Raw genomic sequence first — 17,754 nt, forward strand, 5'->3', positions numbered from 1 at the left:
GAGCGACGGCCGATGTTCGTCAATACGCAGATGATGGGCATGAACATGGGCTTTCCGGACGTGTGCCTCACGCCCGTGCCGCCCGCGCCCGCCCCGGTGCCGATTCCGTATCCGAACATGGGATTCGGGCCGATGGGATGTCCGCCGGTGTGGAACGTGCTCACGATGTGCACACCGACGCACAACATGGCGACGCCGATCACGTTGAGCGTCGGCGATAACCCCGGCATCGCGACGGGCGTGGCATCCGGAATGGTGATGGGGCCGGTGCGTCACGTGACCGGTTCGTTCACCGTGCTCGTCGGCGGAATGCCCGTCACGAAGATGACCAGCATGTCGATCCAGAACAGCACGAATTGCCCCGGCATGCGTATCGTGCCGAGCCAGCCGACGGTGCTGAGCCTCGGGCCCTGAAAAAGGCGGCGCCCGCGCTCAGGCGGGCGCGACGTGCATCCGATCCTTCGGGCTCACCTTCACGTTCACGTATTTGCCCGGAATGAGGCGCAGGCCGTCGTACGGGCCCATCAGCCATTTGATGGAGACGTCGTACGGCGGCTGGCCGGGCAGGTGCACGCGCAGGCCCACTTTGCAGACGACCTGCTGGCGATCGACGACCTCGCCCGTGTGATCGACGCGGAGGACCTCGGCCTGGGCATCGAGGCCGTTCTTGGCGAGCCAGCGGGCGCCCATCTCGCGGATGAGGAAGCGCGCGCCGACGAGCGCGAGGATGAGCCCCATGGGCAGGACGATGGGCTCGATCGTGAGCCCGCGCGGCGTCCCGTTCCAGAAAAAGAGGAGCTGCGCGAGGCCGGCGAGCAAGAGGAGCGCGCCGAGGCCGGTGAAAACAGCGCCGAGGACGAGCTGCGTCGTCTTGCCAGGGTTCGGCGGAGTGGGAAGGTCCACGGGCGAGAGTGTATCAGGACCATGGGCGCCGCCGCTAGCCACGTGTATCGTCGCTCGCGCGATGAAGGAGCCCGCTTCCGGATCGAGCGCATGGCCGCACATTATGCGGCGCGGCAGAAAGAAATTCGCGTGTCGATCGATTTAGCATTTTTCTTGGCTGAAGAATCACGCCGTCGCATGATGCGCTCGTGCTGAAACCCCACGCGACCATCGCCGTCGTCGCCCCCGCAGGTATCCCGCAGCTCGCCGGCGTCGCCGCCGGCGTGAAGCTCGTCGAGAGCTGGGGCTACGAGGTCGTCCTCGCGCCGAATCTGGAAAAACGGCACCATTTCACCGCAGGCACGGCCGAGGTGCGGACGCAGGATCTGCGGTGGGCGCTGACCGCCGAAGGGATCGACGCGGTGTGGCTCGCGCGAGGCGGTTACGGGTGCATGCATTGCCTGCCGAACCTGCCGAGCGAGGGGCTCGACGGGAGGCCGGTGATCGGCTGCTCGGACGCGACGGCGCTCTTCGCGGCGCTCGTGAAGTCACGCGGGGGCAAACTCGTGCACGGGCCGATGCTGGAGACGATCGCGACGAAGGTGGACGACGCGACACGCGCGCGAATCCAGGCAATGCTGGCCGGCGAGGAGGTTGCGCCCATTGCCGCGGAGCATTTCGTGGGGCCGAAGGAAGAGGTGCGCGGGCGGGTCGTCGGGGGAAACCTGTGCGTGCTCGCGAGCCTTTCAGGCACGCCGTGGGCGCTCGATGCGCGGGGCGCGATCGTGGTGCTGGAAGAGGTGACCGAGGTGCCCTACCGGGTCGATCGGCTGATCACGCAGCTCCGCCTGAGCGGGGCGCTCGACGGGGCGGTGGGGATCGCGCTCGGCGATTTCGTGAAATGCGACCCGCCGGAGGGCGCAGGTTACGAGCTCACGGACGTGCTGCGCGAGGCGCTCGCGCCGCTCGGGCTGCCCGTATGGTCGCGGCTGACCCTCGGCCACGACAAACGCAATCTGGCGTTTTGCATCGGCGAAGAAGGGTCGCTCGGGGCCGGCGGGCTCGCGCAAGCGCGCGCGGCCTGAAGGCCTCCGGGACATCCGAGCGCGCAAAAGCAAAGGGGCCGACCCATTTCGAGTCGACCCCTTGCTTTCCGGTCTACGGACTTGGTTGCGCGGGCAGGATTTGAACCTACGACCTTCGGGTTATGAGCCCGACGAGCTACCAGGCTGCTCCACCGCGCGTCAGTGTGTTTCCCCTACAAAAACAACCGAGCGTGGAGGACAGCGCCTACGGCTGGCCCCACGCTCCGCTGGTTGCGCGGGTAGGATTTGAACCTACGACCTTCGGGTTATGAGCCCGACGAGCTACCAGGCTGCTCCACCGCGCGTCCTGTTCGCCAAACGAAGCGGCGACGACGGGTCGGAACCTACTCCTGTCCGTGCAGGAGTCAAGCCCCTCGTGATCGTTCGATCACGCTTCTCGCGGGGAGGCCGTTTTTCCGGGGTTTCTCAGGCATTCAGGAGCCACGCCGGCACGAGCGCGCTCGGCTTGGCCGTCGAGACCACCCAGAGCTGATGCGCGGCGCGCGTCGCCCCGATGTGCAGGAGGTGCCGCGACTCGTCGTCCGCCGCGTAGGTGGATTCGTTCACGTCGACGAGCACGACATAGTCGTACTCGAGGCCCTTCACCTGCCGGATCTCGGTGACGTCCACGCCCGGTCGGAAGAGGAAGTCGAACGAGCGCACGCGGCGGAGGCTCGGGATCTCCGCCATCTTGAGCGCCTCGTAATACGCGTCCGCCTGCTCGGGATGACGCGCGAGGATCGCCAGCGTGGCGCGCGGCTCACGCGTGAAGAGCGGGCGGATCGAGTCCGCGAGGAACGCGACCGCCGCGCCCTGGCTCGGGAAGTGATGATGCTCGACCGGCGCGCCCGTGCGCGGCGCGACGGGCGGCGTGGGATCGGCGAGCGGACCGAGGATGTCACGCGCGACCGCGAGGACTTCACGCGTCGAGCGATACGCGATGCGCAGCGGCTCGATGTTGACCGAGGAGAGGCCGAGGTCGTCGAGGACGCGGCTCCAGTCGCGGAAGCCCGAGTCCATGAAGAGGCGCTGCGCGGTGTCACCCGCGAGCGTCACGGACTTCTGCTTGGAGACGACGCCGAGCAGGACCGCGAGATCCACGGGCGCGAGGTCCTGCGCCTCGTCGACGAAGAGGTGCTCGACGACGTAGGGCTGTTTGCCCTTCTTGAGGTCGCCCTTGATGAGCTGGTAGGCGCGCAAGAGGAGCGCGTCGTCCTCGGGATCGAGCAGCGCGCGCTCGTCCTCTTCGATGGGTTTGTCGTCGGCGCCGAGGCGCTCCTCTTCGGGATCGTCGTCCACGGGTTCGTCGGCGAGCGCCGCTTTGCGCTCGGCGCGATCACCGGGATCACGATCGAGGACCGCGGGGCAACGCTCGGCGCACCAGCGCCACGCCTGGCGGGCCTTGTCGATGCCGAACTCGGGGTCGTTCGCGTCGAGGAACGCCTTCTCGATGCTGTCCTTGTCCGTGAGCAGGTCGGCCCAGAACCAGAGGATGCCGCGCGAATCCTTTCGGGTCGTAGGATCTTGCGCGTACGCCCTCGCGCGCTCCTCGAGCAGGCGCAGGAGCGCCGGGTGCGTCTTGTACCGCGTGACCGCGCTCGGGGTGTTCTCTTCGACCGGGACGTCGAGCCACGGGTAGGCGCGGATCCGCACGGCGCGGGCCCACTCGGCGAAGGTCTCGACCTGAACCTGGCCGATGCCGAGCGCAGGCAGGACCTCGCTGATGTACGCCCGGAGCGCGGGGCTTCCGACGATGACGAGCATCTTGTCGCCGGAGAAACGAACGCGGTTGTTGAACGCGAGGAAGGCCATGCGGTGGACGCCGATGGTCGTCTTGCCGCTGCCCGCGCCGCCCTGGATGACCACGATGCCCGCGTCGGGCCGCGAGATGAGCTCGAACTGGCGCGGGTCGAGGAGCGCGGCGATCTCGGGCAGGTGCCGATCCTCCTTCGCCGCGAAGCTCGCGCCGGTGCCGAGCGAGCCGCGCATGTCCTCGGGGCGAACGGCCTTGCCCTGCCCACCCGCGAGCACGACGGCGCGGCTGTCGAGCCGGCGATAGCCGCTCTCGACCCGCACGAAGACACCCTGCGGCGCGGCGATGCGATAGAGCTCGCCTTCCTCGATGGTGACGGTGCGCCGGACGAGGACCTTGCCCTCGACCTCGCGGTCGCCGAAGGTCTCTTCGTACTCCGCGCCTTCTTCGTAGCGGTAATAAAGCTGGCTCACGGGCGCGTGGCGCCAGTCGACGATGCGCACGCCGGCCTTGGCGTCGACGTGCGTCGTGCGGCCGATGAGGACGTCGCGGTCCTGCTTGCCGCGCTCGCGGAGGCGAAGGTGGCCGAAGTAGGGCGAGCGCGGATCGACGGGCTCGGTGACGACCTCGGCGCGGCGCGCGGCGACGCCCGCGATGCGCTCCATCTGCTGCACGAGCGCGGGGACGTCTTCGAGGCGGCTCACCGCGATCTGATCGCGCAGCGAGATCATCTGCGCCTCGTAGTCCTCCGTGGGCGGCGGGCGCGAAGGCTTCACCGTCGCGAGGTGCTCGCGGACGCGAGCGAGCAGCGCTTGCTCCTCGCGAACGATCGCGAGCTCGTCCGCGCCATTCGTCTGCGGCGTGCTTTGAGGGTTGCCCGAGCTCGACTCGGGACGAAGCGGCTGCGCGGTCGTCTGCTTGGCGGTCACGGTGGATTACGTAGCGCGCGGAGCGGGGTTGGGAGGGACCAGGCCCCTCGTTTTCCGTTTCCATCCGTCGCGGCCCGGAGGACCGGTGGACGGACGGCAGAGCTCGCGGATGTTCCGGAAAAAGGTCATCGGCCGCGAGGCGACCGCGCGTTTTGACCCATCCTCCCGGGGCGCGCAAGGGTTTGTCGGGGGAGAGTCGTGCCCTCGGGCGGACCGGTTCGGCCGCCCGGGCAGGAGGCGATGACGGGAAGAAAAAGGTGGTGGCGACGCGCGTCAGGTGCGCGCTTCGGCGGGCGCCCCGCTCGACTCGGAGACCGAAGCCATCGTCGGCCTTCGCGCGTTCTCTTTCGTGCGGACGTCACGCACCTCGACGTGGACGCCGCGCAGCGCCGCGGAGATCTGGAAGTCCTCGATCACCTCGAGGATGTCCTGATCGATGAACTCGGCGCGCGTGCCGTCGATGATGACCGACGAGCCGTCGGGGATGCGCTTGAGGACGCCGATGAACGTCGCCTTGTTGAGGAAGGAGACGTCCTTCTTGAACGTGATCACGCGCTTCTTGCCCTCCTTCGCGACCGTGAACGCCGCGCGCATGTGGCTGCGCAGGACGAAGCCGACGCCGACGACGATGCCCGCGAGGATGCCGCGGAGAAGGTCGGTGAGGAGGATGGCGGAGATGGTGAAGACGAACGGGATGAACTGATCCCAGCCGAGCTTGTACATCTTCTTGAAGAGCTCGGGCTTGGCCAGCTTGTAGCCGGTCATGAGCAGGATCGACGCGAGGCACGCGAGCGGGATCATGTTGAGGAGCCGGCCGATGAAGAGCACGGCGAGCAAGAGGAAGAGGCCGTGGAAGGCCGTCGCGGCCCGCGTCCGGCCGCCCGCGTTGATGTTCGCGCTCGAGCGGACGATCACGCTCGTCACGGGCAGACCGCCGAGCAGGCCGCTCGCCGCGTTGCCGATGCCCTGCGCGATGAGCTCACGGTCGAGCGGGGTGTTGCGCTTCCACGGATCGAGTTTGTCCACGGCCTCGATGCTGAGGAGCGTTTCGAGGCTCGCGACGATGCCGATCGTGAGAGCGACGACGTAGACCTGCGGGTTCGAGAGCGCGGAGAAGGTCGGCACGCGGAGCTGCCCGAGCGCGCCGCTCACGCCGTCGTACGAGGGGAGCGTGACGAGGTGCGTCTGTTCGAGCGCGATGGGCAAGTCGGCCTTGCGGAAGAGGAGGTTCAGGCCGGTGCCGACGAGGACGACGACGAGCGCGCCCGGGAGCCACGAGAGCTTGCGCAGCCGCTCGGTCTTCTCCCAGAGGACGAGGATGCCCATGGAGACCGCGCTGATCACGAGCGCGCCGCGTTCGAGACGGCCGAAGGCGTGGAGGATCATTGTGAACGTGTTCTCCTCGTCGGAGACCACGAACTGCTCGGAGCCCTCCTGATCGAGGTCGTACCCGACGGCATGCGGGAACTGCTTGAGGATCAGGATGAGCCCAATCGCGGCGAGCATCCCTTTGATGACGGACGAAGGGATGAGGTAGACGGCCGTGCCGAGGCGCGCGAGGCCGAGGATCACCTGCAAAACGCCGCCGAGGACCACGGCGACGAGGAAGTTCTCGAAGGTGCCGAGCTTGTCGATGCCCGCGAGGACGATCGCCGTGAGGCCCGCGGCCGGTCCGCACACGCTGAGCGGCGAGCGGCTGAGGAGCGGGATCAAGAGCCCGCCGATCACGCCCGCCGTGAGGCCCGCGAAGAGCGGGGCATTCGAGGCGAGCGCGACGCCGAGGCACAGCGGCAGCGCCACGAGGAACACGACGAGGCCCGCGGGCAGGTCGTACTTGAAGTTCGCGAGCGGGCTGAGGTTCGGCCGGGTCACACCCGCGCCGCCGCTCGTGTTGGCGTTGGCCATCGCTTCCTTGCTCCGTTGTTCGGCTTGTTTTCCCCACCGCCGAAGGGCTGGCAGGGGGCTAGCGCACGCGGCAAACCCCAGCAATCACCGAGGTGCGACGCGATCAAATTCATCCGAACTCGAAGGATCGCACAGAACACGGCCAGGGGCGAATCGCGGCGGTTCCGTGTTCCAAAGTACGCAGTCTGCCCGGGGTCCACGGCGGTCTTGAGACCGAGGCGCACTGGGCTTATGGGTTTTCATGCATGGAACGCTCCTTTCCGGATGACGCGCTTCCCCTCCACGACCTGATTCTGCGCTCCTTCCGGCAACGGGACGCGCTCTGGAACTTGGTGCTCGCAACGTATCGGGTGGAGCTCACGGGCGTGCTCAGTCGTGCCGCGAAGACCGGATTCGAATTCGGGGACGCGAACACGGTGATCGATCTGGCCGAGCTGATCGCCTCGGCTGCCCGCGCGGCGGATCTCACGACGATCCGCAAGGACGCGCTGTCGCTCCGGGCGTTCGCATCCGCTGCCCAGGACGGCGGCGAGCAGGAGGAGGGCAAGGTGCTGCTCGCAGGGCTCCGGCTGATCGATCGGATCCTCGACGAGGCCAAAGAGCGCGCGAAGGCGGCCGAGCCGTCCACACCGCCGGTCTTGAACTAGCGAGGCGCGAGGGCTCGCCGTGTCACCCCGGTGCGCACGCGTCCTCGAAGCCCCCTGGCGCGGTCCGTGCTGCACCGCGCGCCGCGGACGTCCGTGCCGGCGTGATACGCCGAGGGGCGGCACCTCCGCGCGCACCCCATGAGCACCTGCGCCGTCTCCATGCCCGAAGCACGCTCCGCACGTAGCCCGCAAAGGCGCGCCGTCGCGAGCGCACCGATGCGCGTGTCGTTCGCCGGAGGCGGCAGCGACCTGCCGCCCTTCGTCGAGGGCCTACCCGGGCGCGTCGTGGGCAGCGCGATCGGCCTGCGCGTGAGGGCGCTCGTGGAGCCGTTCGATCGAGGCTGGGTGCGGCTCGAAGTGCCCGTGGCAGACGAGACGACCACGCGGCGAAGCCACGAGCCGCCGTCGAACGAGCTCGCGTTCCGACTGCTCGAAGCAGCGCTCGCGTACACGGGCGTGACGGACGGCGTGAAGCTCCGGATCGACACCGACGTCGCGCCGGGCGCGGGGCTCGGCGGGAGCGCGTCGACCGCGGTGGCCACGTTGTCGGCGCTGCGGTGGAGCGTGGGTGAGGTGATGGCGGAAGAGGAGGTCGCGCGCGAGGCGACGACGATGGAGCGCGAAGGGCTCTCGATCGTGTGCGGCGCGCAGGACGCGATCTTCGCGGCGTGCGGGGGGATGCTCGACCTCGCGTTCGGCGAAGCGGGGTGCACGCGGATCGAGCGGATCACGCCGGAAAAAGGGCTCGCGGCGGAGCTCGAAGCAGGGCTCTTGCTGGTCGATACGCACGTGCGGCGCGTGTCGGGCGAGGTGCTCGGGCAGGTCGACGCGGCGGCGGCGCTCGCGAACGTGGCGGAGCTCGTGGAGTCCGCGACGGAGGTGGCCGCGGCGCTACGCGAGGGAGCCCTCGCGCGCGCGCTCGCGGGGATGCGCAGGAGCGCGATGGCCAAGGTGCGGCGCGCACCCGAGGCGAGCGCGCTGGCGACGGAGCTCGGCGAGAAGCTCGCGGGGTTCGGCGTGGAGGTGATCCGCGCGTGCGGCGCAGGCGGAGGCGGACACGTGCTCGTGTGGGCGCCCGAGGCGCGGCACGCGGAGATCTTTCGCGCGCTCGGTCCTGCCACCGTGCGAAGGCCCGCGCTCTCCGCCCCCGGCGTGCGGATCGAGCCGGCCTAAGGGATCAGCACGACGCGGCCGAAGACGGCGCGCGCTTCGAGCAGGGAGTGCGCCTCGGCCGCGTAGCGGAGCGGGAGTTTGCGATCGATCACGGCGCGCAGCGCGCCCGAGGCCGCGAGATCGAGCACGTGTTCGAGGTCCTGACGCGTGCAGGAGGCCGATCCGGAGATCGTATGACTCCAAAGGATCAAGGCGCCGAGCTTGATGGAGACTTTGGCCTGGTCGATGTTGCCGACGACGACCAGGCGTCCGCCGCGGCGAAGCGTCTTCATGGCGGAGGCGAAGGTGGCGCTTCCCGTCAGCTCGAGCGCGACGTCGGCGGGTCCGCCGAGGCGCGCTTTGACGTCGTCCTCGAACTTGCCGTCGGGGCTCACGACGACCTCGTGCGCGCCGAGATCGGCGAGGGCAGCGGCCTTCGCGGGGCTGCCGGTCACGGCGACGACACGGGCGCCGAGGTGCCGCGCGACCTGGATCGCCGCAGTGCCGACGCCGCCGCTCGCTCCCGTGATGACCACGGTCTCGCCCGCGGCGAGGCGCGCGCGGGCGGCGAGCGCCTGGTAGGCGACGCCCGCCGTGCACATGAGCGTCGAGGCGTCCTCGAACGGGACGGGCGCAGGGATTTTTACGAGGGCGCGATGGTGCGCGACGACGAGCTCGGCGTAACCGCCGTCGACGGTGTGTCCAAAGCTCTGATAGGCGCGCTCGCAGAGCAGCTCCTCGCCGCCCACGCAACGCGGGCATTCGCCGCAGCTCGGCCGGTGCAGGTTGACCACGCGATCGCCCGGGGCAAACCCGGCGCGCGCGGCCTCCTCGCCCACGGCTTCCACCTCGCCGGCGAACTCGTGGCCGAGGATGGTCGGCAGCTTCATCAGCGGAAAGCCGCCGCGCCGATCGATGAGATCACGGCCGCAGACGGCCACGGCGCGGACGCGGACGAGGACCTCGTCGGCCGCGGGGACGGGGTCGGGCGTGTTCGGGGACGGGACGAGTTTGTCAGGTCCGCCGGTCTCGCGAAGGACGACGGCGCGCATGCTCAGGTCGAGGTCCGGAGCTTGCGACGGCGCTCGGCCCGCGCGAGCGCGAGGTCGATGAGGCGCGCGACGAGCTCACGCGGCGGGATGCCGGTCGCCTCCCAGAGCTTCGGGTACATCGAGATCGAGGTGAAGCCGGGCAGCGTGTTGATCTCGTTCACGTACACCTCGCCGCTCTTCGACATGAAGAGGTCGATCCGCGCGAGGCCGGAGGCTTCGAGGACGCGGAAGGTGCGCAGCGCGAGGAGCTGCACCGCGCGCGTCTCGGCGTCGGTGAGGTCGGCCGGGACGCGCGTGGTCACGCCGCGCTCGTCGATGTACTTGGCGGCGTACGAGTAAAACCCGTCCGGGTGATCGACCACGATCTCGCCCGGGATGCTCACGATGGGCTCCTCGTCGCCGAGGACCGCGCACTCGATCTCGCGCGCGCCCTCGACGCCCTGCTCGACGACGATCTTCGTGTCGTACTCGAACGCGACGCTGATCGCCTCGGCGAGCGCCTCGTACGTCTTCACCTTCGTCACGCCGACCGACGAGCCGAGGTTCGCAGGTTTGACGAAGAGCGGGAGCGCGAGCCTCTCGCAACGCGCGAGGACCTCGCTCGGATCACGCTCCCACGCGAGGCGACGCACGGTCTCGTACGGGACGAGGGGAAGCTCGTCCTGCGCGAGCAGGCGCTTCATCACGTCCTTGTCCATGCCCACGGCCGAGCCGAGCACGCCCGAGCCGACATACGGCACGCCCGCGAGCTCGAGCAGGCCCTGCACGGAGCCGTCCTCGCCCATGGGCCCGTGCAGCACGGGAAAGACGACGTCGATCGCCTGGGAGGTGCCGCCGACGGTGAGCGCCGCCTCGCCGGCCGGGCTCGGGTGCGCGAGGAGCGCGACGTCCGGCGCCGATTGGTTGAGCCGCGCGAGGCGCGGATCACGCGAGGCGCCGAGGAGGAGCGCCTCTTCCTGCAAGAGCCACCGGCCCGCCTTGTCGATGCCGATGAGGACGGGCTCGAAGCGATCCCGATCGAGGGCCTCGACGACGTTGCGGGCCGAAAGGAGGGAGATCTCGTGCTCGGCAGAGCGACCGCCGAAGAGCACGGCGACACGGAGCTTGCGCGGGGCGCTCATGAAGCCCGCACCCTAGCAGGGTGCTCGTGCCCGGTGAAACATCCGGCCGAGGCGCCGTGATCCACGCAGGATCCAGCGTGCGTCCCGCAGCCCTCGCTCGGCTACTCCTTGGACTCGTCGGCGACGACGAACGCCTTGCGGATCGCGTCGACCGCGACGCGCTTCAAGACGTGCCCATCCGCGAGCTCCACGTCCACCGTGGCCACGCGGCCCTTCTGCAGGCCGACGCGCGTGACGTGGATACGCGCGCCTTTGCTGAGCGCGGCGTCGCGCAGGGTCACGTCTTCCATGGCGACGAGGTACATCCCCACGCCGAACTCGCGCGGCTCGCCGGCGGAAGGCGCATCGGGCGTGTCTGCGCGGGCGACGCTCGACGTGGCCACGAGGCCCGCGGAAGCGGCGACCAGGGTCAGGAGCGATGACAAAAGCCGCGCACGCATGGCCGCCATCCTACAAGATTCCCGCGATCCAGGCTCGGTTTTTCAGCGGACGGCCGCGGCTTTCAGGATTCCTTGGGACGCCAACCATCGAGCGCTTTCTCCACGAAGAGCAGGCGGTCCTGACCCCAGAACAAAAGGTCGCCGACGAGGAAGCTCGGCGCGCCGCAGACCCCGATCCGCTCGGCCTGCTCGGTAACGTCCTTGAGGCGTTTCTTCATCCGCTCGTCCGCTGTCGACGCGACGAGCGCCGCGCCGTCGAGCCCCACGGAGGCCGCGACGTCGGCGAGGACGTCGTCCGCGGAGATGTCCCGGTCGAGGGCCCAATAAGCGCGATAGACGGCGTTCACGAGCACGGCGACGTGGTCCTCCGGCGCCGCGAGCACCATCCGCAGCGGCTTGACCGTGTTCATGGGGAAGCGCGAGGCGAAGCGAAACGGGACGCCCCAGTGATCCGCCCAGCGATGAAGGTCGGCTCGCACGAGCCTTTGCTTTGGCTCGGGCATGGCGAAGAGCGGGACGTTGGGGGTGCCGATCGCCTTGAAGAGAGCGCCGAGCAGGAAGGGCCGATACACGAGCGAGGCGCCCTTGCGCGCCGCGAGGTCCTCGATCTGCGTGGATGCGAGGTACGCGAAGGGGCTCGAGAAATCGAAGAAGAACTCGACGCGCTTCATAGAGGCTCGAGCGCGAGATTCGACCGAGCTTCACGCGAGGCTCAACCGAAAAATCTTCCGTCCGCGATCGGGGCCCAAAGCCGTGCGAGGGGGCCGTGTCGGAAGGAGCGAACGGAGGAACGACGATGCGAAAGACGACGATGATCCTGCTCGCGACCCTCGGCACGACCCTCTTCACGAGCGCGGCGTACGCGGAGCCCAAGAAGGAAAAGACCGAGAACTACGGCTACACGTTCGATGACGACGACCTTCTCGGGGGCGACCTCGGCGTCCAGACCGGCATGATCAAGGTCCGTCAGAAGGGGACGCGCGACAGGCTGATCCGCCCGCGCGTGCAGTTCGTGAACGAGCTCCTGAAGTCCGTCGAAGCGCTCTGAGCCGCGACCTTCCGGCCGACGCCCCACCCCGCCTCTCCCCCCGCAAATCCCCTCGCATCGTCACGCAAGCGCCTCCGCGCAGGCCCACGTGCGCCCGCCCGCGCGGAGGCTCGTCCCTCACGTCGCCATGGACGGCGGCACGGACTCGCGTGACGTGGTGCGTGGAGACAAACTCGCCACCGTCGCCGCGAGCTCGGCCGCGTCCACGGGCTTCGGGACGTGCATCTGAAAGCCCGCCGCGAGCACACGCACGCGATCCTCGGCGCTCGCATACGCGGTGAGCGCGACCGCAGGCAAGGCGCCCCAGCGCGCAGGTTTCAACGCGCGAATCTGTCGGATGAGCGCGTAGCCATCCTCGCCGGGCATGCCGATGTCGGAGACGAGGACGTCGGGGCGGAACTCGTCGAGCGCGGACAAGGCCGCGGCCGCCGAGGAAACGCACCGTACGACGGCGCCACACTGCTGGAGCATCGCGGCCAGCATCTCGCGGCTGTCCTGTTCGTCGTCGACGAGCAAGAGGCGCAGGCCTTCGAGCGACGGGAGCTCTTCGAGGCCCGCCGGCTGCGGCGTGAGGCGGTCGAGGCTCGCGAGCAGATCCGGGTTCGGGCTGAGCGGCAAGAGCACCGAGAAGATCGCGCCCTTGCCCTCGCCCGCGCTGTCGGCGCGCACGACGCCGCCATGCAGCTCGACGAGGTGTCGGACGATCGCGAGCCCGAGACCAAGGCCGCCGTGCTTGCGCGTCGTGGTGCTGTCGCCCTGGCGGAACCGATCGAAGACGTACGGAAGGAACTCCGGTCGGATCCCCTCGCCCGTGTCGCGGACCGTGATGCGCGCGTGCTGGCCCGATCGGCCGAGCGTGAGCTCGACGCGGCCGCCGTGCGGGGTGAACTTGATCGCGTTCGTCAGGAGGTTCCAGACGATCTGCTGCACGCGGCTCGGGTCCCCTTCGACCAGGCAAGCGCCGCGCTCCAGGCTGCTGTCGAGGCGAACCGACTTCGCCGTGGCCGCAGGACGAACGGCCTCGATGGCCGCGTTGATCGGGCCGACGAGATCGAGCGTGCGCAGCTCGAGGCGCAGCTTGCCCATGACGATGCGCGAGGCGTCGAGCAGGTCCTCGACGAGCCGCGCTTGCAGCATGGCGTTGCGCTCGATCGTCGCGAGGGCGCGCTCCTGCGAGGTGCCGTTGAGCGACGCGGTGCGGAGCATGCGCGTCCAGCCGAGGACCGCGTTGAGCGGCGTGCGCAGCTCGTGCGAGACGGTGCCGAGGAACTCGTCGCGCATGCGCGTGGCCTCCTGCGCGTTCTGGTAGAGGCGCGCGTTCTCCAGGGCCATCGCGGCGCGATGCGCGAGCTCCTCGGCGAACGGAAGATCCTTCGTCGAGTACCGATCGCCGACGCGGAAGAGCGAGAGCGTGGCCGAGGCCGTGTCGCCCACGGTGAGCGGGACGATGATGGCCGAGCGCGCCCGGAGCTTCGCAAATCGCGAGGCCTGCTCGGACGAACCCATGATGCGTTCGAGCGACGAAGCGCTGAGGTCGCCGTAGATCTCCGAGGTGCGTGTGCGGAGCACGCGCGCGACGGGTCCTTCGCTCCAGCCGTCGGGCGTGCTTCCGTCGCGGAGATCCTGGACGTCGCGCTCCAGGGTCGGATCCTCGTGGGCCACGGCGACGGTGACCGTGGTGCCGTCCTCGGAGGCGACGTCGAGCATCGCGTACGTCGCCATCGTGGGCACGACGAGGCGCACGATCTTTTCGAGCGTGGCCTCGTAGTCGAGCGAGGCGGAGAGCAGCGCGCTCGCCTCGGCGAGGAACGAGGAGCGCCGGGCCGCTTCCTCGGCCTCGGCGCGCGCGATCTGCTCGCGGATGAGACGTGTCCTCTCCTCCTCGGCGCGCTTGCGCTCGCTGATGTCGCGACAAACGCCGACCAGGAAACGTGCGCGGCCCTCCTTGTCGAAGACGGGCTTGGCCGTGGTCTCGATCGGGACCGTCGTGCCATCCTTTCGAACACAAACGAGCTCGCCGAGGAACGCGCCCTGATCGCGGATGCCGCGCAGGATGCGAGGACCGAGGCGCTCGACCGTGTCGGGGTGCGCGAGGATCGTGACCGGGCGGCCGATGGCCTCGGTCTCGGTGAAGCCGAAGATCTGCGTGGCCTTGCCCATCCAGCGCAGGATCGTGCCCTGGAGGTCGGTCATGAGGATCGCCTCGGGCATCTGCTTCAAGATCTCGTGCGAGAGGTGGACCGCCTCCTCGGCGGCGCCGGCGGAGAGCGAGGCGCGATCGAGGGCGTCGGCGCAATGCTGGGCGAGCGAGAGGACGAGCCAGCGCTCGTTGTCGTCGAAGGCGCGCGGCTCCTGGAACGAGAGCGCGAGGCTTCCGACGACCTGGCCGTCGACGTAGAGCGGCACCGCCGCCCACGCATGGCTGCCCTGCACGAGATCGCTGAGCGGGAGGCCGGGATAACGTGCCGCGAGATCGGCGCGCGAGCGCAGCCAGATCGGCTGCTTGATGCGCACGGCCTCGGCGACGGGCGCCTCCGTGGCCATGGAGATGCGCGGGGTGTGCGCGGGGATCACCTCGGGAAACCCCGCGGCATGGACGATCTCGAGCTCGGCGCCGCAAGGCGACAGGCGCGCGATCACGCACGCACGAGCCCCGAGCACACGCGTGCCGTCCTCCACCACGCGTCGGGCAACCTCGTTCGGCGAGACCGCCCGCGAGAGCGCCGCCGTGACCTCGGAGAGGCGCTTCATCTGCGAGAGCCCACGCTCGGCCGCCTCGAAGGCACGATCGCGCGACGAACGCGCGAGCGCCGTGTCGATGGCCGAGGCGCTGAGACGCGCGAGCGTCTCGATCAGCGCGCGCTCCTCCCCCTGCATGATCTCGCGGAACGGGCCCACGCCGACCGAAAGGACGCCATGCGTGCGGTTCGCGACGCGCAAAGGATAAACCACTTCGTGGAGCACACGCGTCTCGTGCGACCGCGCGGGCGTCGCGCTGCCGTCGGGCGCGATCCGCGTGATGCACATGGATCCGCGCCGCGTCTGCGGCTCGCCGCGTTCGAGGGCCGCACGCGCGGCGCGCTCGTGAGCCTCGGCGTCGCCGTCGGGGCTACACACGTCCCAGAGGCGCTTCTCGTCGCGCATGTCCACGTGCGCGACCGCGACGCGCCGCAGCTCGCCGCGCTCGAGAAGATCGAGCGTGCAGTAATCCACGAGGTCCGGCACCGCGAGCCACACGACCCGCGCGAGCACCTCTTCGACCGTCGACGCGCGCAGAAGCTCGTCGGCCGCGCGCTCCATGAACGCGGTGCGGCGCCGCGTCCGAGCGTCGTTGATGTGCGTCACACCGGTCTGCGCCTGCTCGCGCACGCGCTCCGTCTTCGATGCATCCCCCGCCATCGTGCCCCGATCGCTCAGCCTAGCGATCGGTGAGCACGCTCGCCAGCGTGCGGGTCCCTTGCTCTCTTGTCAGGAAGAGCCTTCTCCGTCTGCGTCGAGCGCCCGGCGCGCCGTGTACACGAGTGACTGGACCTCGGCGCGTGCCCGCTCACGCAGCTCGCCCACGTCGACGCCGACGTCGACGATGGGCTCACCGACGACGATCGCCGCGCGCGTCCGCGGCGCGCCGCTCACGCGGACCATGTGATCGGCGAAGCTCTCGGAGCCGAACGACGCAGCCGCGCCCTCGTACGCGAGGCCCACCGGGACGATCTCCGCGCCCGTGCGTTGCGCGGCGAGGAAGGCGCCGGGCTTGAACGGTCGCACCTCGTCGCCCTCGTACGTCGTGCCCTCGGGGTAGACGAGCACGCCGCGGCCTCGCTCGATGGAGGCGGTCATGGCGTTGATGGCAGCGGCTCCGCTCTGCTTGTTCGTGCGATCCACGAAAAGCGTACCGACGCGCCGCGCGGCCACGCCGATGACGGGCCAGCCCGAGAGGTCGGCGCGGCTCAGGATCGTGGCCTCGACGTAGGCAAGGCAGATCGGGATGTCCAGGCCGGAGCGGTGGTTCATGACGAACACGCGCCCGCGCCCGCTGGCGCCGCGGCCCGGGTAGATGTCGCCGCGCTCGACGTGAGGGCCGCGGGCGATCATTTGGACCCCATACAATTTGAGGAGCGCCTCGCCGTACCGACGGATCCACGCGTGGAGCACGGACTCGCGCTCGGACGCGGGCGAGATCGCCGTGTCGAGCTCGAGCATCCCGTACATGCTGAACGTGAGGCCCACGAACGCGGCCGTGCGCCCGACGAATCGCCCCTTCTCCACGAAGGATTGACCGCTCATGCCCCGCTCCCTTCGCCGAGGAGACGCACGAGCACCGCGTTCACCATGGCCGGGTCCGCGCTGCCCTTCGTCTGCTTCATGATCTGTCCGACGAAAAACCCGAGGAGCGCCGTCTTGCCCGCGCGATACGAGGCGACCTGCTTCGGGTTCGCTTCCATCACGCTACGCGCGATGGTCTCGATCGCGGACGCGTCGCCGAGCACGGCCATGCCGCGCTCACGCACGACATCCGCCGGCGCGTGGTCCGTGCCCGCGACGGCCGCATAAAGCTCCTTCGCCTGCTTGCCGCTGATCGTGCCCGCGTCGACGAGCCGCAGGATCTCGGCCACCTGCGCGGGCGTCACAGGGAAGCTCGCCGTGAGGCCCGTCGTCGTGACGTCACGCAAGACCTCGCTCTGCACGAAGTTCGCGAGCTTCACCGCGTCCGGATAAAGCGCGCGCGCCTCGTCGAAGAAACGCGCGATCGCGGGATGCCCGCCGAGCACGCCCGTCGCGTACGTGGTGAGCCCGAGCTCGAGGGCCCAGCGCGCGCGTTTCGCGACGGGCAGCTCCGGCAGCGCGCTGCGAATGGACTCGACGTAGGCCTCCTCGAGCACGAGCGGAGGCAGATCCGGCTCGGGGAAGTAGCGATAGTCGGACTCGCTCTCCTTGTCGCGCAGGAGGTAGCTCTCGCGCTTCTCCGCGCTGTATCCGCGCGTCTGCTGGCGGACGCGATCGCCTCGCTCGACGAGGTTTACCTGCCGGCGGATCTCCACGTCGATCGCGTCGGCGACGAACTTGAACGAGTTGATGTTCTTGAGCTCGACGCGCGTGCCGAGCCGCGTCTCGCCGAGCTTCCGGATCGAGACGTTCGCATCGCAGCGAAAGCTGCCCTGTTCGAGGTTGCCGTCGTTCACGCCCGTGAACATCAGGACCTCGCGGAGCCGCCGCAGATACTCGGCCGCCTCTGCACCCGAGCGCAGATCGGGCTCGCTCACGATCTCGATGAGCGGCGTGCCCGCGCGGTTCAGATCGACGACGGACTCGTCACCGATGCCGTGCAGGTTCTTGCCCGCGTCCTCCTCCATGTGGATCCGGCGGATCCCCACGCGGCGTGGCGTTCCCTCCACCTCGACGTCGAGCACGCCCGAGAGCGCGAGCGGCAGGTCGTACTGGCTGATCTGGTAGCCCTTCGGCAGGTCCGGATAAAAATAGTTCTTCCGGGCAAACACGCTCCGCATCTGCAAGGAGCAGCCGAGGGCGAGCGCGGCGCGCACCGCGAGGGCCACGGCCTCGGCGTTCAGGACGGGGAGCGCGCCGGGCAGGCCGAGGCAGACAGGACAGGTGTGCGTGTTCGGCGGGTCGCCGAAGCTCGTGGCGCAGCCGCAGAACGCCTTCGTCCGCGTGAGGAGCTGCGCGTGCACCTCGAGCCCGATCACCGGCTCGTACGCACCGTAGGCAGTCATCGCGCGGATTA

The 17,754-nt window shown here is 69.4% G+C and carries 15 protein-coding genes and 2 tRNA genes; 5 read left to right on the plus strand and 12 right to left on the minus strand.

What is annotated here, in order from left to right:
• The first annotated feature begins 12 nt into the window (after positions 1-12).
• A complete protein-coding gene (locus QHF84_RS15890) occupies positions 13-414 on the plus strand; it encodes a DUF4150 domain-containing protein (protein WP_281314148.1) in 402 nt (133 codons plus the stop codon).
• 18 nt (positions 415-432) lie between these two features.
• On the opposite strand, the gene QHF84_RS15895 is transcribed toward QHF84_RS15890, so the two are convergent.
• The gene (locus QHF84_RS15895; protein ID WP_281314149.1) at positions 433-903 is read right to left on the minus strand and encodes a hypothetical protein; all 471 of its coding nucleotides are present in this window, start codon (positions 901-903) and stop codon (positions 433-435) included.
• A gap of 188 nt (positions 904-1,091) precedes the next feature.
• On the opposite strand from QHF84_RS15895, the gene QHF84_RS15900 reads away from it, so the two are divergent.
• Entirely contained in the window at positions 1,092-1,967 is an 876-nt protein-coding gene (locus QHF84_RS15900; protein WP_281314150.1) for an LD-carboxypeptidase, read from the plus strand.
• A gap of 82 nt (positions 1,968-2,049) precedes the next feature.
• On the opposite strand, the gene QHF84_RS15905 is transcribed toward QHF84_RS15900, so the two are convergent.
• The 4 genes from QHF84_RS15905 to QHF84_RS15920 all read right to left on the minus strand — a co-directional run bounded on the left by QHF84_RS15905 (position 2,050) and on the right by QHF84_RS15920 (position 6,554).
• Positions 2,050-2,126: transfer RNA gene (locus tag QHF84_RS15905), tRNA-Met, on the minus strand.
• Between the two features lie 69 nt (positions 2,127-2,195).
• A tRNA-Met gene (locus QHF84_RS15910) sits at positions 2,196-2,272 on the minus strand.
• A gap of 121 nt (positions 2,273-2,393) precedes the next feature.
• On the minus strand, positions 2,394-4,649 hold the full coding sequence (locus tag QHF84_RS15915) for an ATP-binding domain-containing protein (RefSeq protein ID WP_281314151.1): 2,256 nt from the start codon (positions 4,647-4,649) through the stop codon (positions 2,394-2,396).
• A gap of 273 nt (positions 4,650-4,922) precedes the next feature.
• Entirely contained in the window at positions 4,923-6,554 is a 1,632-nt protein-coding gene (locus QHF84_RS15920) for a SulP family inorganic anion transporter (RefSeq protein ID WP_281314152.1), read from the minus strand.
• A 245-nt stretch (positions 6,555-6,799) separates the two neighbouring features.
• Between QHF84_RS15920 and QHF84_RS15925 the strand changes: the two genes are divergently transcribed.
• Both QHF84_RS15925 and QHF84_RS15930 read left to right on the plus strand, forming a co-directional pair.
• Positions 6,800-7,201, plus strand: coding sequence for a hypothetical protein (locus QHF84_RS15925; RefSeq protein WP_281314153.1), 402 nt, complete (start codon positions 6,800-6,802; stop codon positions 7,199-7,201).
• 216 nt (positions 7,202-7,417) lie between these two features.
• Positions 7,418-8,374: a hypothetical protein gene (locus QHF84_RS15930; protein ID WP_281314154.1), complete on the plus strand. Its 957-nt coding sequence runs from the start codon at positions 7,418-7,420 to the stop codon at positions 8,372-8,374.
• Here the strand turns inward: QHF84_RS15930 and QHF84_RS15935 are convergent.
• From QHF84_RS15935 to QHF84_RS15950, 4 genes are all read right to left on the minus strand, one after another.
• Complete coding sequence (locus QHF84_RS15935) at positions 8,371-9,405, minus strand: zinc-binding dehydrogenase (protein ID WP_281314155.1); 1,035 nt, start codon at positions 9,403-9,405, stop codon at positions 8,371-8,373. The genes QHF84_RS15930 and QHF84_RS15935 overlap by 4 nt on opposite strands.
• Before the next feature lie 2 nt (positions 9,406-9,407).
• Complete coding sequence (locus QHF84_RS15940; RefSeq protein ID WP_281314156.1) at positions 9,408-10,526, minus strand: D-alanine--D-alanine ligase family protein; 1,119 nt, start codon at positions 10,524-10,526, stop codon at positions 9,408-9,410.
• Between the two features lie 101 nt (positions 10,527-10,627).
• Positions 10,628-10,966, minus strand: coding sequence for a hypothetical protein (locus tag QHF84_RS15945; RefSeq protein ID WP_281314157.1), 339 nt, complete (start codon positions 10,964-10,966; stop codon positions 10,628-10,630).
• Positions 10,967-11,028: 62 nt separating this feature from the next.
• Positions 11,029-11,637, minus strand: coding sequence for a 2-hydroxychromene-2-carboxylate isomerase (locus QHF84_RS15950; protein ID WP_281314158.1), 609 nt, complete (start codon positions 11,635-11,637; stop codon positions 11,029-11,031).
• Between the two features lie 125 nt (positions 11,638-11,762).
• Between QHF84_RS15950 and QHF84_RS15955 the strand changes: the two genes are divergently transcribed.
• Positions 11,763-12,014, plus strand: a complete 252-nt coding sequence (locus tag QHF84_RS15955) for a hypothetical protein (protein ID WP_281314159.1) — start codon at positions 11,763-11,765, stop codon at positions 12,012-12,014.
• A gap of 117 nt (positions 12,015-12,131) precedes the next feature.
• On the opposite strand, the gene QHF84_RS15960 is transcribed toward QHF84_RS15955, so the two are convergent.
• The 3 genes from QHF84_RS15960 to gatB form a co-directional block, all read right to left on the minus strand.
• Positions 12,132-15,413 carry a GAF domain-containing protein gene (locus QHF84_RS15960; protein ID WP_281314160.1) on the minus strand — a complete coding sequence of 1,094 codons (3,282 nt, stop codon included), beginning with the start codon at positions 15,411-15,413 and terminating at the stop codon, positions 12,132-12,134.
• Between the two features lie 69 nt (positions 15,414-15,482).
• Complete coding sequence (locus QHF84_RS15965; RefSeq protein ID WP_281314161.1) at positions 15,483-16,298, minus strand: lysophospholipid acyltransferase family protein; 816 nt, start codon at positions 16,296-16,298, stop codon at positions 15,483-15,485.
• Positions 16,295-17,743 carry an Asp-tRNA(Asn)/Glu-tRNA(Gln) amidotransferase subunit GatB gene (gene gatB / locus QHF84_RS15970; RefSeq protein ID WP_281314162.1) on the minus strand — a complete coding sequence of 483 codons (1,449 nt, stop codon included), beginning with the start codon at positions 17,741-17,743 and terminating at the stop codon, positions 16,295-16,297. The genes QHF84_RS15965 and gatB overlap by 4 nt, the downstream gene beginning before the upstream one ends.
• Positions 17,744-17,754: the final 11 nt, after the last annotated feature.

The sequence above is a fragment of the Polyangium sp. y55x31 genome (assembly GCF_029946505.1).
Classification (GTDB): domain Bacteria; phylum Myxococcota_A; class Polyangia; order Polyangiales; family Polyangiaceae; genus Polyangium.

Bases quoted from the DNA above. Each gene is read 5' to 3' on its own strand.
- QHF84_RS15890 (WP_281314148.1), top strand. From the start codon at position 13: ATGTTCGTCAATACGCAGATGATGGGCATGAACATGGGCTTTCCGGAC.
- QHF84_RS15920 (WP_281314152.1), bottom strand. From the start codon at position 6,554: ATGGCCAACGCCAACACGAGCGGCGGCGCGGGTGTGACCCGGCCGAAC.
- QHF84_RS15925 (WP_281314153.1), top strand. From the start codon at position 6,800: ATGGAACGCTCCTTTCCGGATGACGCGCTTCCCCTCCACGACCTGATT.
- QHF84_RS15930 (WP_281314154.1), top strand. From the start codon at position 7,418: ATGCGCGTGTCGTTCGCCGGAGGCGGCAGCGACCTGCCGCCCTTCGTC.
- QHF84_RS15935 (WP_281314155.1), bottom strand. From the start codon at position 9,405: ATGCGCGCCGTCGTCCTTCGCGAGACCGGCGGACCTGACAAACTCGTC.
- QHF84_RS15940 (WP_281314156.1), bottom strand. From the start codon at position 10,526: ATGAGCGCCCCGCGCAAGCTCCGTGTCGCCGTGCTCTTCGGCGGTCGC.
- QHF84_RS15945 (WP_281314157.1), bottom strand. From the start codon at position 10,966: ATGCGTGCGCGGCTTTTGTCATCGCTCCTGACCCTGGTCGCCGCTTCC.
- QHF84_RS15950 (WP_281314158.1), bottom strand. From the start codon at position 11,637: ATGAAGCGCGTCGAGTTCTTCTTCGATTTCTCGAGCCCCTTCGCGTAC.
- QHF84_RS15955 (WP_281314159.1), top strand. From the start codon at position 11,763: ATGCGAAAGACGACGATGATCCTGCTCGCGACCCTCGGCACGACCCTC.
- QHF84_RS15960 (WP_281314160.1), bottom strand. From the start codon at position 15,413: ATGGCGGGGGATGCATCGAAGACGGAGCGCGTGCGCGAGCAGGCGCAG.
- QHF84_RS15965 (WP_281314161.1), bottom strand. From the start codon at position 16,298: ATGAGCGGTCAATCCTTCGTGGAGAAGGGGCGATTCGTCGGGCGCACG.
- gatB (WP_281314162.1), bottom strand. From the start codon at position 17,743: ATGACTGCCTACGGTGCGTACGAGCCGGTGATCGGGCTCGAGGTGCAC.